This is a genomic window from Micromonospora sp. NPDC049257 (assembly GCF_040678915.1).
Taxonomy (GTDB): Bacteria; Actinomycetota; Actinomycetes; order Mycobacteriales; family Micromonosporaceae; genus Micromonospora; species Micromonospora antibiotica.
On sequence record NZ_JBFAQU010000009.1, the window covers coordinates 53,205 to 76,083 of the forward strand.

Annotated in this window: 22 protein-coding genes; 16 read left to right on the forward strand and 6 right to left on the reverse strand. The window is 74.9% G+C overall.

Translation table 11 applies throughout. From position 1 onward, the window contains the following. The first annotated feature begins 48 nt into the window (after nt 1-48). The 5 genes from AB0K25_RS16000 to AB0K25_RS16020 all read left to right on the forward strand — a co-directional run bounded on the left by AB0K25_RS16000 (nt 49) and on the right by AB0K25_RS16020 (nt 6,207). Complete coding sequence (locus AB0K25_RS16000) at nt 49-1,548, forward strand: hypothetical protein (protein WP_363820779.1); 1,500 nt, start codon at nt 49-51, stop codon at nt 1,546-1,548. Nucleotides 1,549-1,648: 100 nt separating this feature from the next. Further along, nucleotides 1,649-3,310: a S8 family serine peptidase gene (locus AB0K25_RS16005; RefSeq protein ID WP_363820782.1), complete on the forward strand. Its 1,662-nt coding sequence runs from the start codon at nt 1,649-1,651 to the stop codon at nt 3,308-3,310. A 32-nt stretch (nt 3,311-3,342) separates the two neighbouring features. Then, entirely contained in the window at nt 3,343-4,494 is a 1,152-nt protein-coding gene (locus AB0K25_RS16010; protein WP_363820785.1) for a S8 family serine peptidase, read from the forward strand. A 162-nt stretch (nt 4,495-4,656) separates the two neighbouring features. Next, complete coding sequence (locus AB0K25_RS16015) at nt 4,657-5,601, forward strand: acyltransferase domain-containing protein (RefSeq protein ID WP_363820788.1); 945 nt, start codon at nt 4,657-4,659, stop codon at nt 5,599-5,601. Nucleotides 5,602-5,745: 144 nt separating this feature from the next. Then, the gene (locus tag AB0K25_RS16020) at nt 5,746-6,207 is read left to right on the forward strand and encodes a hypothetical protein (RefSeq protein WP_363820791.1); all 462 of its coding nucleotides are present in this window, start codon (nt 5,746-5,748) and stop codon (nt 6,205-6,207) included. Between the two features lie 69 nt (nt 6,208-6,276). Here AB0K25_RS16020 and AB0K25_RS16025 read toward each other — a convergent pair whose 3' ends face one another. Beyond that, on the reverse strand, nt 6,277-6,783 hold the full coding sequence (locus AB0K25_RS16025) for a MarR family transcriptional regulator (protein WP_363820794.1): 507 nt from the start codon (nt 6,781-6,783) through the stop codon (nt 6,277-6,279). Between the two features lie 31 nt (nt 6,784-6,814). On the opposite strand from AB0K25_RS16025, the gene AB0K25_RS16030 reads away from it, so the two are divergent. Next, entirely contained in the window at nt 6,815-7,879 is a 1,065-nt protein-coding gene (locus AB0K25_RS16030) for a bifunctional NAD(P)H-dependent oxidoreductase/GNAT family N-acetyltransferase (RefSeq protein ID WP_363820797.1), read from the forward strand. Here AB0K25_RS16030 and AB0K25_RS16035 read toward each other — a convergent pair whose 3' ends face one another. The 4 genes from AB0K25_RS16035 to AB0K25_RS16050 all read right to left on the reverse strand — a co-directional run bounded on the left by AB0K25_RS16035 (nt 7,880) and on the right by AB0K25_RS16050 (nt 11,269). Continuing rightward, the gene (locus AB0K25_RS16035) at nt 7,880-8,590 is read right to left on the reverse strand and encodes a VOC family protein (protein ID WP_363820800.1); all 711 of its coding nucleotides are present in this window, start codon (nt 8,588-8,590) and stop codon (nt 7,880-7,882) included. Between the two features lie 100 nt (nt 8,591-8,690). After that, nucleotides 8,691-9,827 carry a Gfo/Idh/MocA family oxidoreductase gene (locus tag AB0K25_RS16040; RefSeq protein WP_363820803.1) on the reverse strand — a complete coding sequence of 379 codons (1,137 nt, stop codon included), beginning with the start codon at nt 9,825-9,827 and terminating at the stop codon, nt 8,691-8,693. Further along, nucleotides 9,797-10,507, reverse strand: a complete 711-nt coding sequence (locus AB0K25_RS16045) for a ThuA domain-containing protein (protein WP_219463212.1) — start codon at nt 10,505-10,507, stop codon at nt 9,797-9,799. Before AB0K25_RS16045 ends, AB0K25_RS16040 begins: the two co-directional genes overlap by 31 nt. A 159-nt stretch (nt 10,508-10,666) precedes the next feature. After that, complete coding sequence (locus tag AB0K25_RS16050) at nt 10,667-11,269, reverse strand: TetR family transcriptional regulator (RefSeq protein WP_208567502.1); 603 nt, start codon at nt 11,267-11,269, stop codon at nt 10,667-10,669. Between the two features lie 74 nt (nt 11,270-11,343). On the opposite strand from AB0K25_RS16050, the gene AB0K25_RS16055 reads away from it, so the two are divergent. The 4 genes from AB0K25_RS16055 to AB0K25_RS16070 all read left to right on the forward strand — a co-directional run bounded on the left by AB0K25_RS16055 (nt 11,344) and on the right by AB0K25_RS16070 (nt 15,150). Continuing rightward, nucleotides 11,344-12,453 carry an FAD-dependent monooxygenase gene (locus AB0K25_RS16055; RefSeq protein WP_363820808.1) on the forward strand — a complete coding sequence of 370 codons (1,110 nt, stop codon included), beginning with the start codon at nt 11,344-11,346 and terminating at the stop codon, nt 12,451-12,453. A gap of 83 nt (nt 12,454-12,536) precedes the next feature. Beyond that, nucleotides 12,537-13,667 carry a sensor histidine kinase gene (locus AB0K25_RS16060; RefSeq protein ID WP_219463216.1) on the forward strand — a complete coding sequence of 377 codons (1,131 nt, stop codon included), beginning with the start codon at nt 12,537-12,539 and terminating at the stop codon, nt 13,665-13,667. Then, nucleotides 13,664-14,335 (forward strand): response regulator transcription factor, encoded by a 672-nt coding sequence (locus tag AB0K25_RS16065; RefSeq protein ID WP_208567505.1) that lies wholly within the window; start codon nt 13,664-13,666, stop codon nt 14,333-14,335. Before AB0K25_RS16060 ends, AB0K25_RS16065 begins: the two co-directional genes overlap by 4 nt. Nucleotides 14,336-14,481: 146 nt before the next feature. Beyond that, nucleotides 14,482-15,150, forward strand: a complete 669-nt coding sequence (locus tag AB0K25_RS16070; RefSeq protein WP_219463217.1) for a DUF2306 domain-containing protein — start codon at nt 14,482-14,484, stop codon at nt 15,148-15,150. Nucleotides 15,151-15,202: 52 nt separating this feature from the next. Here the strand turns inward: AB0K25_RS16070 and AB0K25_RS16075 are convergent, their stop codons facing one another. Continuing rightward, a complete protein-coding gene (locus AB0K25_RS16075) occupies nt 15,203-15,793 on the reverse strand; it encodes a DinB family protein (RefSeq protein ID WP_219463218.1) in 591 nt (196 codons plus the stop codon). 127 nt (nt 15,794-15,920) lie between these two features. Here AB0K25_RS16075 and AB0K25_RS16080 point away from each other — a divergent pair, with 127 nt between their 5' ends. The 6 genes from AB0K25_RS16080 to AB0K25_RS16105 all read left to right on the forward strand — a co-directional run bounded on the left by AB0K25_RS16080 (nt 15,921) and on the right by AB0K25_RS16105 (nt 22,767). Continuing rightward, nucleotides 15,921-16,481, forward strand: a complete 561-nt coding sequence (locus tag AB0K25_RS16080; protein ID WP_357534085.1) for a hypothetical protein — start codon at nt 15,921-15,923, stop codon at nt 16,479-16,481. A gap of 233 nt (nt 16,482-16,714) precedes the next feature. Next, complete coding sequence (locus AB0K25_RS16085) at nt 16,715-17,404, forward strand: response regulator transcription factor (protein WP_357534083.1); 690 nt, start codon at nt 16,715-16,717, stop codon at nt 17,402-17,404. After that, nucleotides 17,401-19,191 (forward strand): HAMP domain-containing sensor histidine kinase, encoded by a 1,791-nt coding sequence (locus AB0K25_RS16090; RefSeq protein WP_219463221.1) that lies wholly within the window; start codon nt 17,401-17,403, stop codon nt 19,189-19,191. The genes AB0K25_RS16085 and AB0K25_RS16090 overlap by 4 nt, the downstream gene beginning before the upstream one ends. Before the next feature lie 97 nt (nt 19,192-19,288). Further along, complete coding sequence (locus AB0K25_RS16095) at nt 19,289-21,688, forward strand: PEP/pyruvate-binding domain-containing protein (RefSeq protein ID WP_363820813.1); 2,400 nt, start codon at nt 19,289-19,291, stop codon at nt 21,686-21,688. 6 nt (nt 21,689-21,694) lie between these two features. After that, on the forward strand, nt 21,695-22,261 hold the full coding sequence (locus AB0K25_RS16100; RefSeq protein WP_219463223.1) for a TetR/AcrR family transcriptional regulator: 567 nt from the start codon (nt 21,695-21,697) through the stop codon (nt 22,259-22,261). 119 nt (nt 22,262-22,380) lie between these two features. Then, a complete protein-coding gene (locus AB0K25_RS16105; RefSeq protein ID WP_208567516.1) occupies nt 22,381-22,767 on the forward strand; it encodes a hypothetical protein in 387 nt (128 codons plus the stop codon). Nucleotides 22,768-22,879: the final 112 nt, after the last annotated feature.

The following is a 22,879-nucleotide window of genomic DNA, read 5'->3' on the forward strand; positions in this document are numbered from 1 at the left end:
GGCACCGGCCGGGGAAGGGCTCCCCCGGTGCGGACGGAGGAGGGAACCGTGCACATCCCGACCGCCCCCGGTGGCGGGCGACCACCGGAGCAACAGGCGACCCGGCACGCCACCCACCACGGGTGGCTCGGCACACTCCTGCCGGTGGTGGCGGTCCTGGCCGCCCTCACCCTCACCGCCGGTCCCGCCGCAGCCGGTGCGGCGTCGGCCGGCCCGACGCCGGCCAGCGCGACCCCGAACGGTCCGACGCCCGCCAGCGCGACACCGGCCGGGCGGTACTACGTGGTGGGGCCACCGGTGGCCGGCCAGCGGGAGTACCTCTACCAGATCGCGGCCAACACCCTCGGCGACGGCAACCGGTACCGGGAGATCTTCGAGTTGAACCGGGGCCGCCGGCAGCCCGACGGGGGGCGGCTCACCGACCCGGCCGAGCTGCGCCCCGGCTGGGTGCTGGCGCTGCCGCCCGACGCGCGGGGGACGGGCGTACGCACCGGTCCGCTCCCGCCGACCGGCGGGGCCGCCCCCGCACCACCGGAGACTGCCGACCCCGGGCAGCACGGTCGACTGGTCGGGCTCGCCGGCCTCGCCGCCGTCGCCCTGCTCGTCGCCACCCTGCTGCGCCGGCCGGTCCGGCGGCGTGCCCTGCCCGGACGGCCCCCGCCGCTCGCCCTCGACGCGGGCCGGGTGGCGTCTCCACCACCGGCCGTCGAGGTCGACCCACCCATCGAGGTCGATCCGCCCGCCGAGGTCGATCCGCCCGCCGAGGTCGATCCGCCCGCCGAGGGGGTGCCCACCGTCGTGGTCGTCGCACCTCTGCCGGAGGGTCCGCCGCAACGGGCGGGTCGGCCGGCACCGGCGGATCCGGTGCACCGGCCCGGCCCGGTGCCCGTCGCCGCCGTGATCCCGCAGCCCCCGCCCTGCGTGGCCGACGACCTCGACACCGAGGTGACCTCACCCTCGGGCACCCTCGCGGTCCGGGTGCCCGGGGGCGCACCGGGCGGCCGGCCGCACTACGCCTGGCAGCTCCCGACACAACCCCCGCCGTCGATGCGGCTGCCGGTCCGGCTGGGCCACCGGCGGGGCTGGGCGCTCTGGATCGACCTGGCCGGCACCCCGGACGTGTTCACCGTGACCGGCCCGGGCGGGGCCGCCCGGCAGCGGGCGCGGACGCTCGCCGAGCAGGTGTACGCCGCCGGGCACACGGTCACCGTGGTCGGCGACCTGTTCGGACCGGACCTGCCCGAAGGCTGGGCACACCGGGCGGCTTTCCCCACCGACGAGGCGGATCTGCCGGACGGCCCCGGGGTGTTGTGCATGGCCGCCCTGTCCGGCCCGGAACTGACCTTCGCCCACCGGATCGCCACCCTGACCGGGCACCGGCTGGTGCCGGTCGTCGTCGGCCGGGCGCTGCGGGCCCGCTGGGCGGTGACCGTCCGGCCGACCACCGCCCCCGCTGCTGTCGCCGAGCTCGTCGGTGCCGTCGTCCCGGGCAGCGGAGGTCGCTCGGCCCGCGAGGGCGGTTTTCCCGTCGAGCGTGGTGAACCGTGACCGGTCGCGCACCGTTGTGGGCCCGGGGGGCCGCGTCCACGGCACCTCCGGTCCGGGGCGTCACGCCGACCGCTGCCCACCCACGACGAGGAGACGGTGCATGACCCGGTTGCTGCTTTCCTGGGCCCGTTCGCTGGGTTGCCTCGTGGCGACCGGCGTGCTGGTGATCGCCCCCCTCACCCCGGTCCGGGCGGCCCCACCGCCGCCCCCGACCTATGTGAAGTACTACCCGGTGGGCGCGGGGTCGGAGAGCACGGGGTCGGAGGGCGCGGTGACGAACCTGGCCGGGGTGGCTGCCCGGTTCCTGGCCGACCCCGACCGGGCCGACGAGATCTACCGGCTCAACGAGGGCCGCCGTCAACCCGACGGCGGGCGGCTCACCGCCGTCGGGCAGCAGTTGGTCGCCGGATGGTTGCTGGTGCTGCCCTGGGACGCCTTCGGCGACGAGGTCCGCTACGGTCTGCTGCCGACGGACCCGCCGAAGGCGGCACCGGCCCGGCCTGTTCCCCGGGCGGGCACCCCGACGTGTGCCGCTGCCATCTCCGGCGGCGGCGGGTCGAACTGGGCCGCCACGAAACTCTCCACGGCACGCGCCTGGGAGCACGGCACGGGGGCCGGGGCGCTGGTGGCGGTGGTCGACTCCGGCGTCGACGGCGAGCTTGCGGCCCTGGCCGGGCGGGTGGCGCCCGGGTCGGACGTCATCACCGGCAAGGCCCGCGCCGACACCGACTGCCTGGGTACGGGCACCGCGATGGCGAGCGTGATCGGGGCGGACTCCGGTGCCGGCTCGCCCGCACCGCCGGCGGTCGGCGTGGCCCCGGAGGCGGCCATCCTGCCGGTCCGGATCGTCGCCGACGGCACCGGCGCCGATCCGTCACGAACCGCCCTCGGGATCGAGGTCGCCGTCTCGGCCGGCGCGACAGTGATCGCACTGGGCGGGTACGCCAGACTCACCGACCCGGCCGTGACGGAGGCCGTGCGCTCGGCGGTGGCGCACGACGTGGTGGTGGTCGCCCCGGCCACCACCGACGGCACCGCGGCCGTCGCCCAGGAGGGTCTGCTCCGGGTCGCCGGGGTCGGCCCCGACCTGCGGCCCGTGCTGGCGTACCCGGCTGGTGGGGTCGACGTCACCGCGCCCGGCCTCGACGTGGCGACGCTCGGTGTCGGTGACCCCGCCCCCCGGGCCCGTACCGGCACCGAGTACGCCGTGGCCTATGTCGCCGGGGTGGCCGCGCTGGTCCGCTCGGCGCGGCCCGGGACGAACGCCGTGCAGGTGGCGCGTCGGATCAGCGCCACCGCCGACCCGGGGACCCGGTCGAGTCCGAGCCCGGAGAACGGCTGGGGCCTGATCGATCCGCTGGCGGCGGTCAGCCCCGACCCGGCCCAGGCGGTGTCACCGGCCCGATCCGGTTCCGCTCTCTGGCCGGCGTTGGTGGCCGGCGGGCTCGGGCTCTTCCTGCTGGCGGTGGTGGGGGTGTTCGCCAGACGGGCCCGACGGCTCACCCACCACGGACCGGCCACTGTCGAGGTCGCCGCACCAGTGGTCCTTCCGGTGCCGGCGACGCACCACGAACGGCGGAGCCTGCACGTGCCGGACGTCCGGCACGAACCGGCGGCACCAGTCGCTGCGCAGGTGCCGGCGGCACCGCAGGCACGGATGACACCACAGGAACCGCTGGTGCCGCAGGAACCGCTGGCACCACAGGAACCGGTGGTGCCGCGCGAGCCGGGGGCACTGCGCGAGCCGGGGGCACTGGCGTGACCGGTGCGGGCCGCCGTCGTGGTCGCGCCGTCGTGGCCGGGGCACTCGTCACCGTCGGGGTGCTCGTCGCCCCACCGGTCCCGGCCGCCGGTGCCGGGGAGCCACCGCCGCTACCCACGACGGCGGGCGGCTGTGTCGGGCCGTCCCCGGTGACGGCCCGGGAAACCCCCTGGGCGTTGCGCCTGCTCGCCCCGCAGACCATCTGGCCGTTGACCCGGGGCGCCGGGGTGCTGGTCGCCGTCGTGGACTCCGGCGTCAGCGCCGCCGCACCCGCCCTGGCCGGTGCCGTACGACCGGGTGTCGACGTCACCGGCGGGCGGGCGGACAGCGACTGCGCCGGCCGGGGCACCGCGCTGGCCGGGATCGTCGCGGCCCGGCCGGCCAGTGGCGAAGGCCCCACCGGCCTCGCCCCGGAGGCCGGGATCCTGCCGGTCCGGATCACCGACGCGAACCGCCGGATCAGCCCGGCCCGGCTCGCCACCGGCATCCGGCGGGCCACCACCGCCGGGGCGGACGTGATCCTCGTCGCCACCGGGGTCACCACCGCGACCCCCGACCTGGCCGCTGCCGTGCAGGCCGCGGTGGACCGGGACATCCTGGTGGTCGCCGCCGTCACCGACCGGGGTGGGGACAACGGTGGGGACCCGCCGGTCGGCTATCCCGCCGGGTTCGCAGCGGTGCTGGCGGTGAACGCGGTCGGTGTCGACGGGGGGTCCGGTCCGGTGGCGGCCGGCGCGGGCACCGACCTCGCCGCCCCGGGAGCCGGGCTGGGCGTCGCCCCGCGCGGGTCCGGCCACTACACCGTCGGTGGCGCGGCCGTGGCCGCCGCCTACGTCGCCGGGGTCGCCGCGCTGGTCCGGTCGTACCACCCGGAGCTGTCCCAGGCCGAGGTCCGCGCCCGCCTGGAACGGACCGCGATCCCCCCACCGGGCGGCGGGCCGGACCCGGGCGTCGGCGGTGGGACACTCGACGCGTACGCGGCGGTCGCCGCGCTCGCCCCCCGTCAGGCCGGCCCGCCGGTGCCGGTCCCGGCGGGGCCGGTCGACGTGCCCACCGTCCCCGGGCCGTCCCGCTCGGCACGGGTGGCCGGCCTGACCACCGTCGGCGCCCTCGTGACGACCCTGCTCGTGGCCGCCACCGCCCGCTCCCGCCGGACCCGGCCCGCCGGGAACGGCAACAGGTGAGGGTGGGAACGGCCGGTGTCGCGGGGATCAGTCGGCGGCCTCCGCGCGGTGCCGACCGTGCGCGCCCCACCACCACTGGCAGCCGTACGCCTGGCTGACGGCGGCCGTCTTCGCGCTCCCGCTCGCGGTCGTCGCCCGACGGCCGGCCGGTAGGATCAGCCGGTGGACCTGGACGACACCGCCGCCCGACTCGGGGTGCCCGTCGCGGAGGTCGAGCGGGTGCACCGGCTCGCCGGTGACCGGCCGGCGGCCCCGCTGCCCGCCAAGGCCGACGCGCCCCCGATCCTCGACCGGCTGGCGGTACGACCGGACGACGCAGCCGAGATCATGGCCGGCTGGCCGGACCCCGGCTCTCCGTTGTGGACGCCGGAGCTGCGCTGGCTGCTGGACCGTTCGACCGCCCTGGTCCGCGCCGACCTCGGCGGGCACGAGTGGCTGTCGCCCGGCCCGGAGCTGCCCCGCGACCGGGGGCCCGCCTGGCGGCACCTCTACGTATACGCCTACCTCGCCCTGGTCGACGTGGTCCGCGGGTTCCACCGCGAGCACGGCGTCGCCGGGTCCGTCACCTGGGCGACCCTCGCCGACCTGGGTCGTAACCTGGCGATCGACAGGCGGATGCGCGGCGAGGGCTGGCCGGTCATGCAGAGCTGGCTCACCCTGCACGTCCGGGGCGGCCTCTACGAGCTGGGCCGGCTCCAGCACGAGCGGTCCGGCACGACAATCGGCCTGCACGTCCCCGATGCGGGGCCGATGAGCCCGGAGGCGGTCGACGCGTCGCTCGACGCGGCCCGCGAGTTCTTTCCCCGGCACTTCCCCGACGAGCACCACACCGCGTTCTCCTGCGGCTCCTGGCTGCTCGACCCGCAGTTGCGCGACTACCTGCCCGAGGATTCCAACATCATCCGGTTCCAGCGCCGGTTCGAGTTGCTCCCCTACGTGCCGGCCGACGGGCCGGACGCCGACGTCGAGGTGCGCCGGTTCGCCTTCCGTACGCTCAGCACGCCGCTCGACCAACTGCCCCGGCGCACGGTGCTGCAACGCGCGATCATCGACCACCTGGCCGCCGGCGGCCACTGGCACTGGCGGCACGGGCGCTTCCCGATCTAGCGCAGGCGTCCCGGGACCGTCCTCGTGGTCGGGAGGTGCCCGGTGTGCGGATGCCTCGGACGACGGCGTGCCGCGGACGTTGCGGTGCCGGGTGGCGGTAGCCCGGCCGGATGCTGTCTACTGCACGCCGTGGGTGGGACGGCGTTGAGCGTGCTGAGTCCGTGCACCGCCGGGTGTGTCGAGCCGGTCCTGCTGGAGGAGATGGCGGCCGAGGGCCTCGTCCGGTACGAACCCGACCCCGACTACTGGCTGTCCGCCGGGGGTCTGCCCTACGGATACGACCTTCAGGCACCGGACCGCGAGGTCGACGCCGCCGAGCTCGAGTTGCTTGCGCGGGTGGCCGGTGCCGTCATGCGCTGTGACGTCGTGCTGCACATCCTCGTCAACGATGTCGCCGGGCGGCCCGCCCTGGCCCGCGTCGCCGAGCGGGTGGCACGGCGGACCGACGGCTGGGTGTTCGTGGAGTTCCGCACTCCACCCTCGGCGGAGCTGCTTGCGCACCTTGCCGGCGCGGGCCGCTGCGTCCGCGTCGGCGATGCCGTCTATCTTGACGCGCCGGCGATGACCGCCTGGATCGCCCACCCTGAGTTTCACGTCGTCAAGTGAGCGTGGGCCCGGCACTGCTCCGGACGCGGCGTGGGGTCCACGACGGACGATGCCGACCCGGGCGGGTGGTCATGCCGGGGGGTGTCGAGCGGGCGGTGGTCCGTCGGGGTCGTCGTCGGGCCGGGGCTGCGCCAGTCGACCGGCGATCCGTTCCAGGGCGGCGAAGTCCTGCGGGGTGAGCCGGTCGACGAGGTGCCGCCGTACCGACTCGACGTGGACCGGTGCGGCGTCGCGCAGGGCGGTCATCCCCGGCCCGGTCAGCACGAGCAGGCAACCACGTCCGTCGGCCGGGTCCGGTGCGCGGCGCAGCAGTCCGCGCGCTTCCATCCGGCTGGCGTGCCGGGACAGCCGGCTGCGCGACCAGCCCATCTTGTCGGCCTGCACGCCGAGGGTGCTGGTCTGCGCTGGCTGTTCCGACAGGGTGCTCAGCACCTCGTAGTCGGCCTCGGACAGGCCGATCGCCGCCAGGTCGTGCGCGGTGCCGGCCTGGACGGCGACCATCACGCGTCGCAGGGCCCGCCAGGCGCGTTCCTCGGCGGGCGTCAGCCACCGCACCGACCCCGACTTTGTTGACATGTAATCAATCTAGCATCTAGCCTTCGTTTCCATGTCAACGAAACCGCTCCGTATCCTCGCGCTGACCTGCGCCACCCGTCCCGGCGCACTCGGTCCCGCCGTGAGCCGGTGGCTGCTCGACGCGGTCACCCCCCGGGCTGCGGCACTCGACGTCGAGGTGGTCCCGGTGGCGCTCGGCGAGCTTGACCTGCCGTTCCTCGACGAGGAGGAATCACCGTCGTCGGGCGTCCACCGGCACGACCACACCCGCCGGTGGAGCGCGACAGTCGACGCGGCGGACGGATTCGTCGCCGTCACCCCGGAGTACAACCACGGGATGCCGGCGACGCTGAAGAACGCGCTGGACTACCTCGCCGTCGAGTGGGCGTGGAAGCCGATCGGTTTCGTCAGCTACGGCCACACCTCGGCCGGCACCCGCGCCGTCGAGCACGCCAAGCAGGTGGTGACCGCCCTGCGCATGGTCCCGACGGGCACCACGGTCGCCGTCCGCATCAGCGACGCCGTACGCGACGGCCGGCTGCGGCCCGACGCCGACCGCGATGCGGCCGGTGCCGCCCTGCTGGACGAGGTGGTCCGGCTCGCCCACGCCCTGCGGCCGATGCGCGAACGCGACCGGGCCACCCCCGGCCCGCTACCCGGCTCCTACGCCCGACGGCTGACCGGTGACGACGCGCCCGAGGTCACCGTGCTGCAACGGTGCTGCTGGACGGAGGAGGCACTGGTCAACGACACCCTGGCCATCCCCCCGCTGCACGAGTCGGTGCCGGAGGTGCGGCAGTGGCTGGCGGACTGGCACACGATCGGCCTCTGGCGCGACGGTCGGCTGCTGGGCATGGTGCGGACCCGCACCGACGGCACCGACTGCCACCTCGGGCGGCTCGCCGTCGTACCCGACCTGCGCGGTCGGGGGCTGGGCCGGTGGCTGCTGCGCGCCGCCGAGGCGACCGCCGGGCCGCAGTGCCGCCGCATGCTGCTGTTCACCGGCGTCCGGAGCCGGCGCAACATCGACCTCTACCAGCGGATGGGCTACCGACCGGTGCCGGTGGCCAGCCCGGACGGCACCGTCTGCCTCGCCCGGGACCTGTCCGACGGCTAGCTAACCCAGGGTGGCTGCCAGCGCGGCGGCGTTCTCCCGGGCGGACGCGGTCCGTCGCGCCTCGTCGGCGGTGAGCACCACCCGACCGGCGCGGTCCAACAGCTCGGCCGCGGTCGCCGGGTCGTCCAGGCCCAGCGCCAGTTCCGCACGGTAGACCAGGGCCTCCACGTGGACGACCGGATCGTCAGCCGCGCCGTGGCGGGTCAGGGCGCCGTCGAGGATCCGGACGGCCTGACGCAGGTCACCCCGCGAGTCGGCCTGCACCACGGCGTCGGCCAACGCCCGGGCCAGCCGACCGACGGGCGGCGCCGACGAAGCGCCACCCCGGTGGACGACACGGACCCAGTTGCCGCCCGGGTCGACGATGCTGAACCCCGTCACCCCGTCGGCGTTACGACGCGCCCGGGGCCGGGTCATCCGGGGCCGGCCCGACACCGGCACCCTGCCGTAGGCGGCGCGCAGTCCGGCGGCGAACGCCCGGTGCATGCCCTCGATGTCGGGGGTGACGACCAGGCACGAGCCGTACGACTGCTCCGGGTCGAAGCCGGCGAGCTCGAAGAAGTGCAGGCACAGGTCCTCCCATTGGACGACCACGTACGGGTTGGGTCGGCGTTGCCGGTAGGTGGTGTGGAAACCGAGCGCCTCGTAGAAGGCGAGGGTGTCGTCGATGGAGGCACAGGGCAGCAGCGGAACGGTCACCTCGTCGGCCATGTCTCCGTTCTACGCAGGTGACGCCGCCCGACGCACATGGAATTGGCCTTTCGTCCAGGTCGGACACCCGGACGGTGGAGGTGGGTCGGGGCGGTGCGGGTCAGCGGGAGCCCGCGCCGCCTCCTGTCGTCCCCGCACGGCCCTGCCAGTCCTCGGCTGCGGTGAGCGGCACGGGGTGGGGTCGCCGCACCGTCGTGCCCAGTGCGATCCGCCGGCCCTCGGCCGCCGACCGCAGCAGCCCGGTCATCGTGTCGAGGACGTGCAACGCCAGGTCACCGCCCGCCCGGGGGGCCCGGGTGGCGTCGGCCCGGACCGCGTCGATCAGCCCGAGGCCCCGGGTACCGGCCTGGTAACCCGCCGACGGGGCGAGCACCTGCCAGCCGTCGCCGCCGAGCGGGCACAGCCGGACCTCGCCGTCGAAGTAGTTCGGGTCGGGTACGGCGAGGGTGCCGCTCTCCCCGTGCACCTCGATCGGCGCGGCCGTCGTGGTCACCCCCTCGAAACTGGTGGTGATGGTGGACAGCACCCCGCTGTCGTGTTCGAGCACGCCCGACACGTGGGTGTCCACCAGGACGGGGACGCGCTCGCCGAGGCGCGGGCCGTTGCCGATGACCCGTTCCGGGCGCAGCCGGCTGGCCGCCCCGGTCACCGCGCGCACCGGACCGAGCAGGTGGATCAGCGCCGACAGGTAGTAGGGGCCCATGTCCAGCAACGGGCCGCCACCCGGGGCGTAGTAGAAGTCGGGGTGGGGGTGCCACCGCTCGTGCCCGGGGGTGACCATGACGGCCGAGGCGGCCAGCGGACGCCCGATCAGCCCGCCGTCGATCGCCGCGCGGGCCGTCTGGGTGCCGGTGCCCAGGACGGTGTCGGGCGCGCAGCCGACCCGCACCCCGGCCGAGGCGGCCCGGTCGAGGACCGTGCGGCCCTGCGGTAGCTCCACGGCGAGCGGTTTCTCGACGTACACGTGCCTGCCGGCGTCGATCGCGGCGAGCGAGACCTCCACGTGGGCGGCGGGGATGGTGAGGTTGAGCACCGTCTGCACGTCGGGGTGGTCGAGCAGGCGCGCGACGCTCATCGCCTCGGCGTCGGGGAGGGCCGCGGCGGCCGCGGCCGACCGGTCGGCGTCGAGGTCGGCCACCGCGACGATGCGCAGCTCGGGGTGGTGGGCCAGGGTGTCCAGATAGGCGCGGGAGATGACCCCGAGCCCTACGACGCCGACGCGGTGCGGGTCGCCCACAGCATGCCCCTCTCGATGACGGTCCGCACGGACGGGTGCTCCAGCACGTCGAGGCTGTGCCCGGGGGTCGTCACGACGACCCGGCCGGCGCCCCAGCGCCGGGTCCAGATCGCCGGCGAGGTGACCGGCCGGTGCCAGGGGTGCCAGTCCCGGGTGGGGTGGACGGTGGTGGCGAGGACGTCGACCAGGTCGTCGTGCAGCACCCAGTACTGCTCGGTGACCAGCTCGAAGTCGGCGATCCCGGCGGTGATCGGGTGCTCCCGGCCGAGGTCGGTGACCGTCACCGTGTGCGGCAGGAAGTTGTCCTGTTCCCCGCCCTGCCGCTCGCAGGGCTCCCGCCCGGGGTGGGTCGCGAACTGGCCGCCCACCAGGTGCAGGTAGTCCGACGAGGCGCGGAACGCGTCCACGATGCCGCCGTGCCAGCCGGTCAGGCCCGTCCCGGCGACGACCGCCGCGCGCAGGCCGGCCACCTCGTCGGCGGTGATCTCGGCCATCGTCATGCACTGCACGACGAGGTCGGTGCCGGCCATCGCGTCGGCGTCGGCGTAGACCGCGGTGGACTCCTCGATCCGTACCGTGTAGCCGTTGTCCGCCAGGAACGGCAGGAACAGCTCCGTCGCCCGGACCGGCTGGTGTCCCTCCCAGCCGCCGCGTACCACCAGTGCTCTGCGCTGCGTCACGCTCGCTCCCTCCACGGTCGACCGCCGGTCGGCCGGCGACGTGCCGCCGGCGGGCGTGCCGGCCGGGCACCGGAAACCGTACCCGGATCCGCCGACACGGTCGGCCCCGCGCGGATCACGGCACCGCCGACGGACCGGCCCCGGTGGGTGGGGCGCGGCTCAGGGCCGCGGCGTCCACGGGCGCAGGGCGACCTCGGTGGCCTGCTGGAGGGACGCGCGGATCGCGGCCGGGTCGGCGCGGCGGCGCGGGTCCTCCAGGAGCGTGGTCAGGGCGGCGGTGGCCGCGCCGACGAACGCGCCGACCAGGGCGGCGGCGCTGACCTCGTCGAGGCGGTCGGGATAGGCGGCGGCGAGGTGCCGGGCGATCTCGCGTTGACTCTCCCACTGCAGTTGCAGGGACCGACCCCGGACGGCGGGCACCTCCATGGTCAGCCGGATCCGCAGCGCGGCGAGGGGACCGGTCATGTCCCCGCTCTCGTCGTTCGCCTGCCGCAGCGCGCGCAACAGCACCTCGGCCGGTTCCTCGCCCGGCGACCGGCCGGCGATGGCGTCGACCGCGACGCGCACCCGACGGTCGGCCTCCGGGAAGAGCAGATCCTCCTTGCTCGGGAAGTAACTGAAGAAGGTGCGGGTGCCGATGTCGGCGGCGGCGGCGATCTCGGCGATGGTGGTCGCCTCGTAGCCCTGGCGTCCGAACAGGTCGACGGCGGCGTCGACAAGCGCCTGCCGGGTGCGGGCCCGCTTGCGGTCGCGGAGGGACATCGGCACACCTTAGCGCACCGAACGCAAATCCGCACTCATTGCATTTCTGCACTGAGTGCGGAAAAGTTCGGGTCATGCGTACCGTACTCATCTCCGGGGCCGGCGTGGCCGGCCCGACCCTCGCCTACTGGCTGGCCCGCGCGGGGTGGCGGCCCACGGTGGTCGAGCGCGCCGCCGGGCAGCGCTCCAGCGGCAACCCGGTCGACGTCCGCGGACCGGCCCTGCCGGTGGTCGAACAGATGGGCGTGGTGGATGCCCTGCGGGCGGCGGCCACGCACGCCACCGGGCTGCGGATCGTCGACCCGGCGGGCCGGCCCGGTCGCCGCATCGCGATGCCCGCCACCCGCAGCCCGGCCGGCACGGCGGAGATCGAGGTGCCCCGCGCCGACCTCGCCCGCATCCTGCACGACGCGGCCCGCGACGACGCCGAGTTCCGGTACGACGACACGGTCACCCGACTCGACCAGGACCCCGACGGGGTGGACGTCACCTTCGCCACCGGCCCGCCCCGCCGGTTCGACCTGGTCGTCGGCGCGGACGGACTGCACTCGACGGTCCGCCGGCTCGCCTTCGGGTCGGAGCGCGACGTCGTCCGCCACCTCGGCCTCTACGTGGCCACCACACTGCTCGGCGAGGCACCGCAGCACCCCCACGACGTCCTGCTGCACAACACACCGGGCCGGCTCGTCGCGATCCACCCGGTCCGGGGCGAGGCGGGGGTCGCCTTCATCTTCCGGCACCCCGCCGTCGTCGACTTCGACCACACCGACGCGGCCCGGCACCGGCAGATCCTCACCGACGCGTACGCCCGGGAAGGTGGCTGGCGGATCCCCGAGTTGCTGGCCCGGGCCCGACAGGCAGACGACCTCTACTTCGACGCGGTCACCCGGGTGGTGCTGCCGTGCTGGTCCAGCGGGCGGGTGACGCTGCTCGGCGACGCGGCGGCCTCGGTGTCGTTGTTCGGCGACGGGTCGAGCCTGGCCATCGCCGGGGCCCGTACCCTGGCCGCCGCCCTCGCCGGGAACGAACCCGCCGCCGCCCTGCGCCGCTACGAGGCCGAGCACCGACGCCGCACCGACCGTCGCGGGCGGACCACCGGCCTCGTGGCGTCGGTGCTGGTCCCGAGGAGTCGCCCGGGTGTCGCCGTCCGCAACGCGCTCGCCCGGTTGCTGCCGGCCGGCTGACCCCGGGGAGGGCACCCCGACTACGCTGCCCACCCGCGCCGCCGGGGCACCGGACAGATGCCCGCCGCCCGTACGATTTCCCCGTGCGCGAGCTGCTGCGATCCTGGTGGCGTGAGCCCCGCCCGGCACGCCCTGCGCCGCACGGGTGGCGCGACGGGGCGCTGGTCGCCCTGCTCGCGGCGGCGGCGCTGGTGGAGGGGCTCGCCCGGTGGGGCACCCTGCCGCAGCCGGCGGCCGTGCCGGTCCTGATCGGTGTCGGTCTCGCCCCGGTCCTGCTGTGGCGGCGGAGCCGGCCGCTGCTCGTGACGCTCGTCGCCTTCCCGGTCTGCGCCGTGGGCGAGGTCGTCGTCGGTGGCGACCTCGGCCTGCACACGCTTGCCTACCTGCTGCTGGCGGTGTTCGCGCTGACCCGCTGGGGGTCGGGGCGGGAGGCGGGGTTCGGCGCGACCCTCGTCGCCGCGAAGCTCACCTGGTCGACTGTGGTCGGCCACCTCGGCCCGGACGACGCCCTGGGCGGGGCCGGGGTGGTCGCGGCGGCGCTCGCGGTCGGGGCCGCGCTGCGCTGGCGGGACCGGGCCCGACGGCGGGAGGTCGAGCAGGTGACGCTGCGCGAGCGGGAACGGCTGGCCCGCGACCTGCACGACACCGTCGCCCACCACGTGTCCGCGATAGCCGTCCGGGCCCAGGCCGGACTCGCCCTGCTGGAGACCCGACCCTCGGCCGCCGCCGACGCGCTACGGCTGATCGAGACGGAGGCGAGCCAGGCCCTGACCGAGATGCGCACCCTGGTCCGGGCCCTGCGGCGCGACGAGCCGGCCGACCGGGAGCCGAGCCTCCGCATCGCCGACCTGCGGCAGTTGGCGGACCGGACCGGGGACGGTCCGGCCGTCGAGGTGGACCTGGTCGGCGACCTGGACGGACTGCCGGCCCCGGTGGCGGCCACGATCTGCCGGCTGGCCCGGGAGTCGGTCACCAACGCCCGCCGGCACGCCCGGGACGCGACCCGGATCACCGTCCGGGTGGTGGCCGACGAGGACACGGTGCGGCTGCGGGTCTACGACGACGGTGTCGGCCCGCCGGCACCCGGACGCGACGGCTACGGGCTGGTCGGGATGCGGGAACGGGCCCACCTGCTCGGCGGCTCCCTCGACGCCGGCCCCGACCGGGACCACGGGTGGACGGTCACCGCCGCGCTGCCCCGGGCCGTGGCATGAGCGGCAGGACCCGGGTACGGGTGCTCGTGGCCGACGACCAGGAGATCGTGCGGACCGGGCTGGCGATGATCCTCGCCGCGCAGCCCGACGTCGAGGTCGTCGGCGAGGCGGCCACCGGGCAGCGGGCGGTCGAGCTGGCCCGGCGGCTGCGCCCCGACGTGTGCCTGTTCGACATCCGGATGCCCGGCGTGGACGGGATCGAGGCGACCCGGCTGCTGGCCGGTCCGGGGGTCGCGGACCCGATGGCGGTGGTGGTCATCACGACGTTCGACCTCGACGAGTACGTCTACGCCGCGCTGCGCGCCGGGGCCCGGGGCTTCCTGCTCAAGGACTGCGGCCCGGCCCTGCTCACCCAGGCCGTCCACGCGGCGGCCGCCGGGGACGCGCTGATCGCGCCGCAGGTCACCACCCGGCTGCTGCGGGCGTTCGCCGACGCCGGCCCGGCCACCCCGCCCCGCCAGCCGGTCGACCGGCTCACCGACCGGGAGGAGCAGGTGCTGGGCGCGGTGGCCCGGGGACGCACCAACACCGAGATCTCCGCCGAGCTGCACATCACGCTGAGCACGGTCAAGACGCACGTCGCCAGCCTGATGGCGAAGCTGGGGGCCCGTAACCGGGTCGAGGTCGCGATGTGGGCGTACGAGACCGACCGGCTGCGCGGCGGCTGAGCCGATCTCCAACGGCGGCGTGGCCCCGGCGGGACGGTCGAGGGTGGACGCCGCCGAAAGTACGGCCGACGACCCCGACCATCGGCCGGTCCGACGGCGGCCCGTGGACCGATGAGCCGGCCGGCCCCGGTCGCCATGCTCGGGTCATGACGACGCGACGACGGGACTGGCCCCTCCTCACCGGGCTCATCGTGCTCAGCGCGGCCCCCACCTTCGGCAGCGCGCTGCGGGTGGCATCCCTGTCCGGTGCGGCCGAGGTGACCCCCGCCAACGAACGCTTCTTCGCCGCGCCGGTCCCGGTGCTGCTGCACATCGTCGCCGCCGTCACGTTCAGCCTGCTGGGGGCGTTCCAGTTCGCACCGGGGTTCCGGGACCACCACCGGGCGTGGCACCGCCGGGCGGGCCGGGCGCTGGTCGGCTGTGGACTGGTGGTGGCCGCGTCCGGATGGTGGATGAACGCCACCTATCCGCTGCCGCCGGGCGACGGCCCGCTGCTCATGGTGCTGCGGTACCTGTTCGCCGCCGGCATGTTCGTCGCCGTCGCCGCCGGTTTCGTGGCCGTCCGACGGCGACGGCTGTCCCAGCACCGGGCCTGGATGATGCGGGGTTACGCGATCGCGCAGGGCGCGGGGACCCAGGCGGTGCTGCTGTCGACATGGGCGCTGGCGGTGGGGCCGACCACCGAGCTGTCCCGGGCGCTGCTCATGGGGGCGGCCTGGACGCTCAACCTGCTCGTCGCCGAGTGGCTGATCCGGCGGCGGCGGCCGGGTCCGGTCGCGGCGGCCCGCCCGGCGACGCTCGCCGCCACCGGTTGAGCGCAGGCGGGACGGACCGTCCCCCTCCTCCCGGGGGGTGGACCGGTCGGCGTCAGGCGAACCGGTCGGCGAGCGCGGTCAGCTTGGCGACGTACGCCGGCCACTCCTGGTCGTCGATGACCTGCGGGTTCTCCCGTCGCCAGCCGACCGTCGCGTCGTGCTGCTCGCGCAGGATGTCGGCGTGGCCGGCGTGCCGGGCGAGATCGCAGGTCACGTGGATGATGATCTGGTGCAGGGTCACCTCCTGGTGCCCCGGCCGCCACCACGGCACCCGCCCCGGCGCGTCGAGCGGCAACTCGGCGATCGTCAGGTCGGCGAACTCGGCCACCCGGCGGTACAGGTCGAGCAGTCCGTCCTTCGTCTCGTCCGCCCGCGCGTACCAGTCCGCCTGCGGGTCCTCGTCGTACGCCGCCATGGGGACCAGTTCGCCGGGCGACGGGAACTCCCGGCCGAAGGTGGGGCCGAAGTAGCCGGCCTCCACGTTCAGGCAGTGCTTGAGCAGGCCCAGCAGGTTGTTGCCGGTGGGGGTGCGGGGCAGCCGGGCTTCGCGTTCGTCGAGCCCTTCCAGCTTCCACACCAGGTCGTCGCGGGTGGTCTGGAGGTAGTGCCGCAGTGCCGCCTTCGGATCGTCCCGTTCCGCCATGCCCGCCAGTCTTCCCCACCGGTACGACACCCGTGGGGCAGGCCCGTCGCGGCAAACAGCTTCCTGACAGTCGACGGTGATGCTGGGCCCCGGCGAGATCGCCGCAGAGCTGACCGGAGGCGTGACGATGAGAAAGCAACTGATGGCTGCGTTGTGCGGCGCCGTACTGCTGGTCGGCGGGTGCTCGGCCGCCGACGAGGACCCGCCCGTCGCCGCCGGCAAGACCGGTGGGGCGGAGGTGGCCACCCTCCAGACCAGCACGCCCATCCCCGCCGCGTCGGCGACGACGCCGCAGGACGAGCGGCCACGGGAACGCCTCGACGACACCCCGGAGGACCAGAAGGAACGCCTCAAACCGTATACGAAGTGCCTGACCGAGCACGGCGTCGACATCACCAAGCGGCGCAGCGACGGCACCGGCGCGGACGGGATCAGCGAGGCGGGAAAGGCGTGTGAGCACCTGATGCCGCTGCCGCCGTGGGAGTTCGACCCGGCCAACCCGGAGGCGAAGGACTTCGCCCGGGACGTGGTGAAGTGCCTCAAGGGCAAGGGCGTCCGGTATGTCGAGGTGGGTGCCGACGGCACGGGCTGGGCCTTCGGCGGCAAGAACAACGACTCCGAGTCGATCTCCAAGGGGTTGAAGTACTCCCCGGCGTGTGAGCGTGAGGTCGCCGCGAAGCGGAAGTAGCCGCCCCGGCCGGCGGCGTCGCCCACCCCCGGGCGACGCCGCCGACGGTCGTCCGCCGGCGATGGTGCCACCGGTTTGTCAGGAACCGGTCAAGGCCGGGCATGACCTTTTTCTCACGAACGTCGGATCTCCCCGTCACCCGCCCGACGAACTGCGCACGGACCGAGAGGTGCCCGGTGTCACCGCCTTCCGCTGGATCCGCGTCGCCCCTGACCTGCTCTATATTCCCCAGCATGTGCGCACACGTGATGCTCGCGGAGGACGATCCGCGGCAGGCCGAGGCGTTGCGCCGCTACCTCACCGCGGCGGGTCACCGGGCGACGGTGGTGGCCGACGGTGAGACGGCGCTGCGTCAGGCCCGGGAGCAGGTGTTCGACCTTCTCCTGCTCGACGTGATGCTGCCGAAACTGGACGGCATGCAGGTCTGCCGGATCCTGCGGCAGGAGTCGGACGTGCCGGTGCTGATGCTGACCGCGCGGTCCGCCGAGGACGACCTGCTGCGCGGGCTGGACCTGGGCGCCGACGACTACATGACCAAGCCGTACAGCCCGCGTGAGCTGGTGGCCCGGGTGCGTACCCTGCTGCGGCGGGTGCGCACGACGCCCCAGGAGTCACCGGTGCACCGGCTCGGGCGGCTCACCGTCGACGAGTCCCGACGCCTGGTCACCGCCGGGGACACCACCGTCGACTGCACCGCCGGTGAGTTCGCCATCCTCGCTGCGATGATCCGGCAGCCCGGCCGGGTGTTCAGCCGGGTGCAACTGCTCGAACACACCCGGGGCGTCGACCGGGAGTCGACCGGACGCACCATCGACGTCCACGTGATGAACCTGCGCCGCAAGATCGAGTCGAATCCGCGCCGGCCGCAGCAGCTGCTGACCGTCTACGGCGTCGGCTACAAGCTCAGCGCCGGCACGTCGTGACCAGGCAGCAGCGGGTCCCCCTGCACCGCAGCCTGGTGGTGCGGCTGCTGGCCACCTCGCTGCTGGTCGCGATCTGCGCGATCCTGGCGACGACCTGGCTGGCCGTGCAGTCGACCACGCGGGCGATCCAACAGGAGCAGGGGCGTTCGCTCGCCGACGACAAGAGCATCTACGACACGCTGCTGGACCACGCGGCGACCCACCGGGACTGGACCGGGGTCGACGCGGTCCTCGCCGAGCGGGCCGACCGGCTCGAACGGCGGATCACCCTGATGACCCCGGACCGGCAGGTGATCGCCGACTCCGCCCCGGACGGCCCGTCGTTGCAGACCGCCCGGCCGTCGGCGACCGTCGACCCGCTGCAGGTCGACCTGGGGCTGACCGGCGGGACCGAACGGGTCGATCCGCGCGCGGTCGGGCCGTACCGGCTGACCAAGCGGGAGAGCAACAACATCCGGGAGCTGGCCGAGCGGCAACTGGGCTGCGTGCGCGCCGAGTCCAGGGCCGACGCGCGGGTCGTGGTGGATCCGGCCGGCCGCGCCTCGGTGCAGGTGAGCGACCCGAAGGACCGGGGCATCGTCGGGTTCTGCCTGCCCGACGAGCTGACCCGCCCGATGCCGAGCGAGGCCGCCGGGATCGCCCAGCTGGAGACCCTGACCAAGACCTGCCTCAGGGAGCTGGGGGCACCGACCCGGGTCGACATCCGCGCCGACCGGACCGCGGCACCGAGCCGCGACACCCGCTTCGACCAGCAGGTCGCCGGCTGCCTGCAGCAGGCCCGGACGGCCCAGCTCCGGGCGTACGTGGCGCCACCGGCGTTGCTGTTCGTCACCGACGAGGCGCAGGGCGGCTCCGAGCCGGTGTTCAACCTGTCCCGGGCCAACGTGGTCCGCATCGCCCAGGTGACCGGGGCGGTGCTGGTGGCCACCGTGCTGATCACCGTGCTGGTCGGGCGGCGACTGGTCCGGCCGTTGCGGGCGCTCACCGACGCGACCCGGCAGCCGATGGACGAACCGGCCCGGGTGCCGGTGACCACCCGCGACGAGATCGGCATGCTGGCCACCGCGCTCAACGATCTCGCCGCCCGCCGGGAGCAGACCGAGGCGTTGCGCCGGAGCATGGTCAGCGACGTGGCGCACGAGTTGCGGACGCCGTTGACCAACATGCGCAGCTGGTTGGAGGCCGCGCAGGACGGTCTGGCGCAGCTCGACACGCAGCTGCTCACCCTGCTGCTCGACGAGGCGCTGCTGCTGCAGCACATCATCGACGACCTGCGTGACCTGGCTGCCGCCGACGCCGGTGACCTGCGTATCCACCGCGAGCCGTACTTCGTGGCCGACCTGCTGGAGCAGGTCGTCGAGGCGCACCGGGGCGCGGCCGAGGCCGCCGGGGTCCGGCTGGGCACCTCGGTGGGCACCGACCTGGAGATGGCCGTCGACGGGGCCCGGCTGCGCCAGATCGTCGGCAACATCGTCGCCAACGCGGTACGGCACACCCCGGCGGGCGGGTCGGTCGTCGTACGCCTGGAGGTACGCGACGACCAGCTCGCCATCGCCGTGTCCGACACCGGCACCGGCATCGCCCCCGCCGACCAGGCGAAGATCTTCGACCGGTTCTGGCGGGCCGACGACTCCCGCACCCGCAGCACCGGTGGCAGCGGGCTCGGGCTGTCGATCGCCCGCAAGCTCGCCGAGGCGCACGGCGGCACGATCGGCGTCGAGAGCGTCCCGGGTCAGGGCAGCACCTTCACCGTCCGGCTGCCGATCGTCGTCCCGGCGCTGGGCTGAACGCCGCAGCCGTCAGTCACGCCCACCGGCGGCTGGTTCCGGGTGCGGCCGGATTTTTACATTGCAGTTGCACTGCAACCCGCGTACCTTCTTTGCAATGCAGTCGTATTGCAAACGGGAGGCGCAGGTGTCGGTGATCCCCCTGTCGGAGGCACACGCCGACTTGGTCCCGCTGGTCGGCGGCAAGGCGGCCGGTCTCGGCGAGCTGATCCGCGCTGGCGAGCGGGTACCTGAGGGTTTCTGCGTGACCACCGAGGCGCACCGCGCCGGGGTGGTGCCGCGCGACGAGGTCCGGGCGGCGTACGCGCGGCTGGGCGGCGGGCCGGTGGCGGTGCGGTCGAGCGCGACCGACGAGGACCTGCCGGACGCCAGCTTCGCGGGCCAGCACGACACGGTGCTGGACGTCGAGGGCGAGGCGGACCTGCTGGCGGCGATCGGCACCTGCTGGGAGTCGCTGCACGGCAGCCGGGCGGCGGCCTACCGGGAGGCGCGCGGGACCGACCCCGCCGACGTGCGCATGGCGGTGGTGGTGCAGCGGATGGTCGCCCCGGTCCGGGCCGGCGTGCTCTACACGGCCAACCCGGTCACCGGCAACCGCACCGAGATGCTCGTCGAGGTCGGGCCGGGCACGACGGTCGTCGACGGCCGCACCGACGTGACGCGCGTCGTGCTCGCCGATCCGGCCGGTAGCGACGGGGGGCGGTCGGAGCCCGGGTGGCAGGGCGACCTGTGGGCCGTCGGCCGGCGGGTACAGGCGCACTTCGGCGGGCCACAGGACGTCGAGTGGGCCATCGACCACGACGGGACCCTGTGGTTGCTCCAGTCGCGGCCGGTCAGCACGCTGTTCCCGGCGCCGCCGCAGACCGACGACCTGCGGGTGTACGTCGAGTTCGGCAACGTGCAGGGGATGCTGCGACCGGTCACCCCGATGGGCATGGCCACGCTCCGCGCGATGATCGCCGCCATGGTCGCCTCGCTCGGGATGCGGGTGGAGATCGTCGACATCGGCGGACGGCTCTACGGCGACCTGACCGACCTGGTCCGCCGGCCGGCCAGCCGCCGACGGCTCGTCCGGCTGATGGCCGTCGACTTCGGGCCGCGCGCCCAGGCGGTGATGGAGCACGTCCTGCGGGACCCCCGGTTCGCACCGTCCGGTGACGGCTCCCGCCGCCGCCCGGCGGACGCCTCGTTGGGCACGGCGCTGCGGGCCCTGCGGGGCATCCTGCGGGCGCTGACGCGACCGGACGCGGCACGGCGTCGGCTGGTCGCTGCCGTCGACCGGCTACGGGCCGAGTCGGTGGCACCGGCACACCTGCGGACGGCCCACGAGCGGCTGCGGTTCGTCCGCGAACACGGCGACGGCGGTGCCGCCGACGACATCACCTGGCCGATCGTGGCCGGGATGCTCGCCTCGGCCCTGCCCGCCCACCTGCTCAAGGGCGTCGCCACCGAGGATGACGTCCATGCGGTGCTGCGTGGCGTCCCGCACAACGTGACGATCGAGATGGACCTCGCACTGTGGGCGCTGGCCAGCGCCGCCCGCGAGCACCGCGACCTGCTCCTCGACACGCCACCGGCCGAACTGGCGGCCCGGTACCTGCGGGGCGCGCTCCCCGAGATCGGCCTGTCCGGGTTCCTGTCCCGCTACGGCCACCGGGCGGCGGCCGAAGCCGACGTCGGTGTGCCGCGTTGGGCCGAGGACCCCACCCCGGTCCTTGCCGCCGTCGCCAACTACCTGCGGCTGACCGACCCCGCGCAGGCACCCGACCGCCGGTTCGCCGAGGCCGCCGCAGCAGCCGGGGCCGCGCTCGACGAGTTGGCCGCCCGGGTCCGCCGACGTCGCCCGGTCCGGGGCCGGATCGCGATCTTCCTGCTGCGGCGGGCACGACGGCTGGCGGGACTGCGGGAGGCCGGCAAGTTCGCCGGGCTGTACCGGCTCCGGACCGTACGCGAGCAGTTGCTGCTCATCGGGGCGACGCTGTTCCCGACGGCGGACGACGTCATGTTCCTCACCCTCGACGAGGTCGAGGCGGCCCTGGCCGGTGCCGACCTGACCGGGCTGGTCGCCCGACGCCGGGCGACCCACCGGCGTGAGCTGCGCCGCCGGGTCGTGCCGGTGGCGCTCCTGTCCGACGGGACCGACGTGGAGAGCACCCTGCCGGCCCCCACCGACGGGGCGGGACTGCTGCGGGGCGTGGGGGCGGCGACGGGTAGGGTGACCGGCCCGGCCCGGGTGGTCACCGACCCGGCCACCGCGTACCTCGAACCCGGGGAGATCCTCGTGACCGCCACCACCGACCCGGGCTGGACGCCGCTGTTCCTGACCGCCGGGGCGCTGGTCACCGAGACCGGCGCGATCATGGCGCACGGCCCGACGGTGGCCCGCGAGTACGGCATCCCGGCCGTGATCAGCGTGCCGGGCGCCACCTCGCGGATCGTCACCGGTCAGATGATCACCGTGGACGGCGCGGCCGGCACCGTGACGACGGCGCGGTAGGCCCCGATGCCCAGGAAGGTCGATCCCCGTCAGCGCCGCACGCTGATCGCGGACGCGCTCATGCGGGTCGCCGCCGACCGGGGTCTGGAGGCGGTGAGCCTGCGGCACGTGGCCGCCGAGGCGGGGGTGTCCGCCGGCATGGTGCAGCACTACTTCACCACCAAGGACGAGATGATGGCCTTCGCGCTGTCCGTCGTCCGGGACCGGGGTCGGGCCCGGGTCGAGGCGGCGGTCGCGGCGCTCGGGTCGGACCCGCGGCCCCGGCTGCTGCTGCGCACCCTGCTTGCGGCGTTGCTGCCGTTGGACGAGGCGGCGCGCGAGGACGGACGGGTGGCGTTGGCGTTCCTGTCCTGGACCGCCCTGCACCCGGCGGCGGCCCCCGGCCTGCGGCCGGACACCGCGCAACTGGTGGAGTTCATCGCCGGGCTGCTGCCGCGGTCACCGGCGTCGGACGACGCGGCGGGGCTGCTGGCGCTGGTGGAGGGGCTGGGGGTGTACCTGCTCGGCGGGCAGTACACCCCGGCGCAGGCGACCGCGGTCCTCGACCACCAGTTGGACCTGCTCTTCGCCTGACCGCAGGCGGCGTCCCACGGGTCGGCGGTGCCCCAGCGCGGACCGCTCGCCGTGCGGGCTTGGCCGACCCGTGCAATCCTCTGTGGACAGTGATCGTCACCTATCGACAGGAGACTTCCATGCGATCTCGGCTCCTCTCCATCGCCTCCGCGCTGACCCTCGCCGCGAGCGGCTCGGTGCTGGCCCTGATACCCGCCAGCCCGGCCAGCGCACACTGCGACGGCCACGGGCAGCACCCGGATCTGTACAGCGGCGGCGGGATCTCCTGGGGCGACGGGACCTTCATCCGCGCCTACCCCCACCAGGACTGCCAGCCCAAGGGCCAGGGGTACCCGAGTCAGAACATCGACGTCCACTGCGCCACGCTGACCGGTGACCTGTGGTTCTTCGTCCGCAACACCTCCACCGGGATCAACGGGTGGGCCCGCCGGGACGCGCTGCGCTTCTCGCAGACCGTCACCATCGACGACTGCGCCAACGGGCTCGCCCCGCACCGCGTGGCCTGACCGAGGCTGCCGGCCCGGCACGGCGTGCCCCTCGACGATTCGAGCGGTGCGCAGGTGTGACGGGACCCGGCAGCCCGGGGTGGACGGCAACCGCGTCCACCCCGGGCAGGCC

Excerpts from the sequence above, each read along its gene's own strand:
- AB0K25_RS16005 (WP_363820782.1), top strand. The coding sequence starts at position 1,649 with ATGACCCGGTTGCTGCTTTCCTGGGCCCGTTCGCTGGGTTGCCTCGTG.
- AB0K25_RS16025 (WP_363820794.1), bottom strand. The coding sequence starts at position 6,783 with ATGTCAACAAAGTCGGGGTCGGTGCGGTGGCTGACGCCCGCCGAGGAA.
- AB0K25_RS16030 (WP_363820797.1), top strand. The coding sequence starts at position 6,815 with ATGTCAACGAAACCGCTCCGTATCCTCGCGCTGACCTGCGCCACCCGT.
- AB0K25_RS16035 (WP_363820800.1), bottom strand. The coding sequence starts at position 8,590 with ATGGCCGACGAGGTGACCGTTCCGCTGCTGCCCTGTGCCTCCATCGAC.
- AB0K25_RS16050 (WP_208567502.1), bottom strand. The coding sequence starts at position 11,269 with ATGTCCCTCCGCGACCGCAAGCGGGCCCGCACCCGGCAGGCGCTTGTC.
- AB0K25_RS16055 (WP_363820808.1), top strand. The coding sequence starts at position 11,344 with ATGCGTACCGTACTCATCTCCGGGGCCGGCGTGGCCGGCCCGACCCTC.
- AB0K25_RS16065 (WP_208567505.1), top strand. The coding sequence starts at position 13,664 with ATGAGCGGCAGGACCCGGGTACGGGTGCTCGTGGCCGACGACCAGGAG.
- AB0K25_RS16070 (WP_219463217.1), top strand. The coding sequence starts at position 14,482 with ATGACGACGCGACGACGGGACTGGCCCCTCCTCACCGGGCTCATCGTG.
- AB0K25_RS16075 (WP_219463218.1), bottom strand. The coding sequence starts at position 15,793 with ATGGCGGAACGGGACGATCCGAAGGCGGCACTGCGGCACTACCTCCAG.
- AB0K25_RS16080 (WP_357534085.1), top strand. The coding sequence starts at position 15,921 with ATGAGAAAGCAACTGATGGCTGCGTTGTGCGGCGCCGTACTGCTGGTC.
- AB0K25_RS16085 (WP_357534083.1), top strand. The coding sequence starts at position 16,715 with ATGTGCGCACACGTGATGCTCGCGGAGGACGATCCGCGGCAGGCCGAG.
- AB0K25_RS16095 (WP_363820813.1), top strand. The coding sequence starts at position 19,289 with ATGCAGTCGTATTGCAAACGGGAGGCGCAGGTGTCGGTGATCCCCCTG.
- AB0K25_RS16100 (WP_219463223.1), top strand. The coding sequence starts at position 21,695 with ATGCCCAGGAAGGTCGATCCCCGTCAGCGCCGCACGCTGATCGCGGAC.
- AB0K25_RS16105 (WP_208567516.1), top strand. The coding sequence starts at position 22,381 with ATGCGATCTCGGCTCCTCTCCATCGCCTCCGCGCTGACCCTCGCCGCG.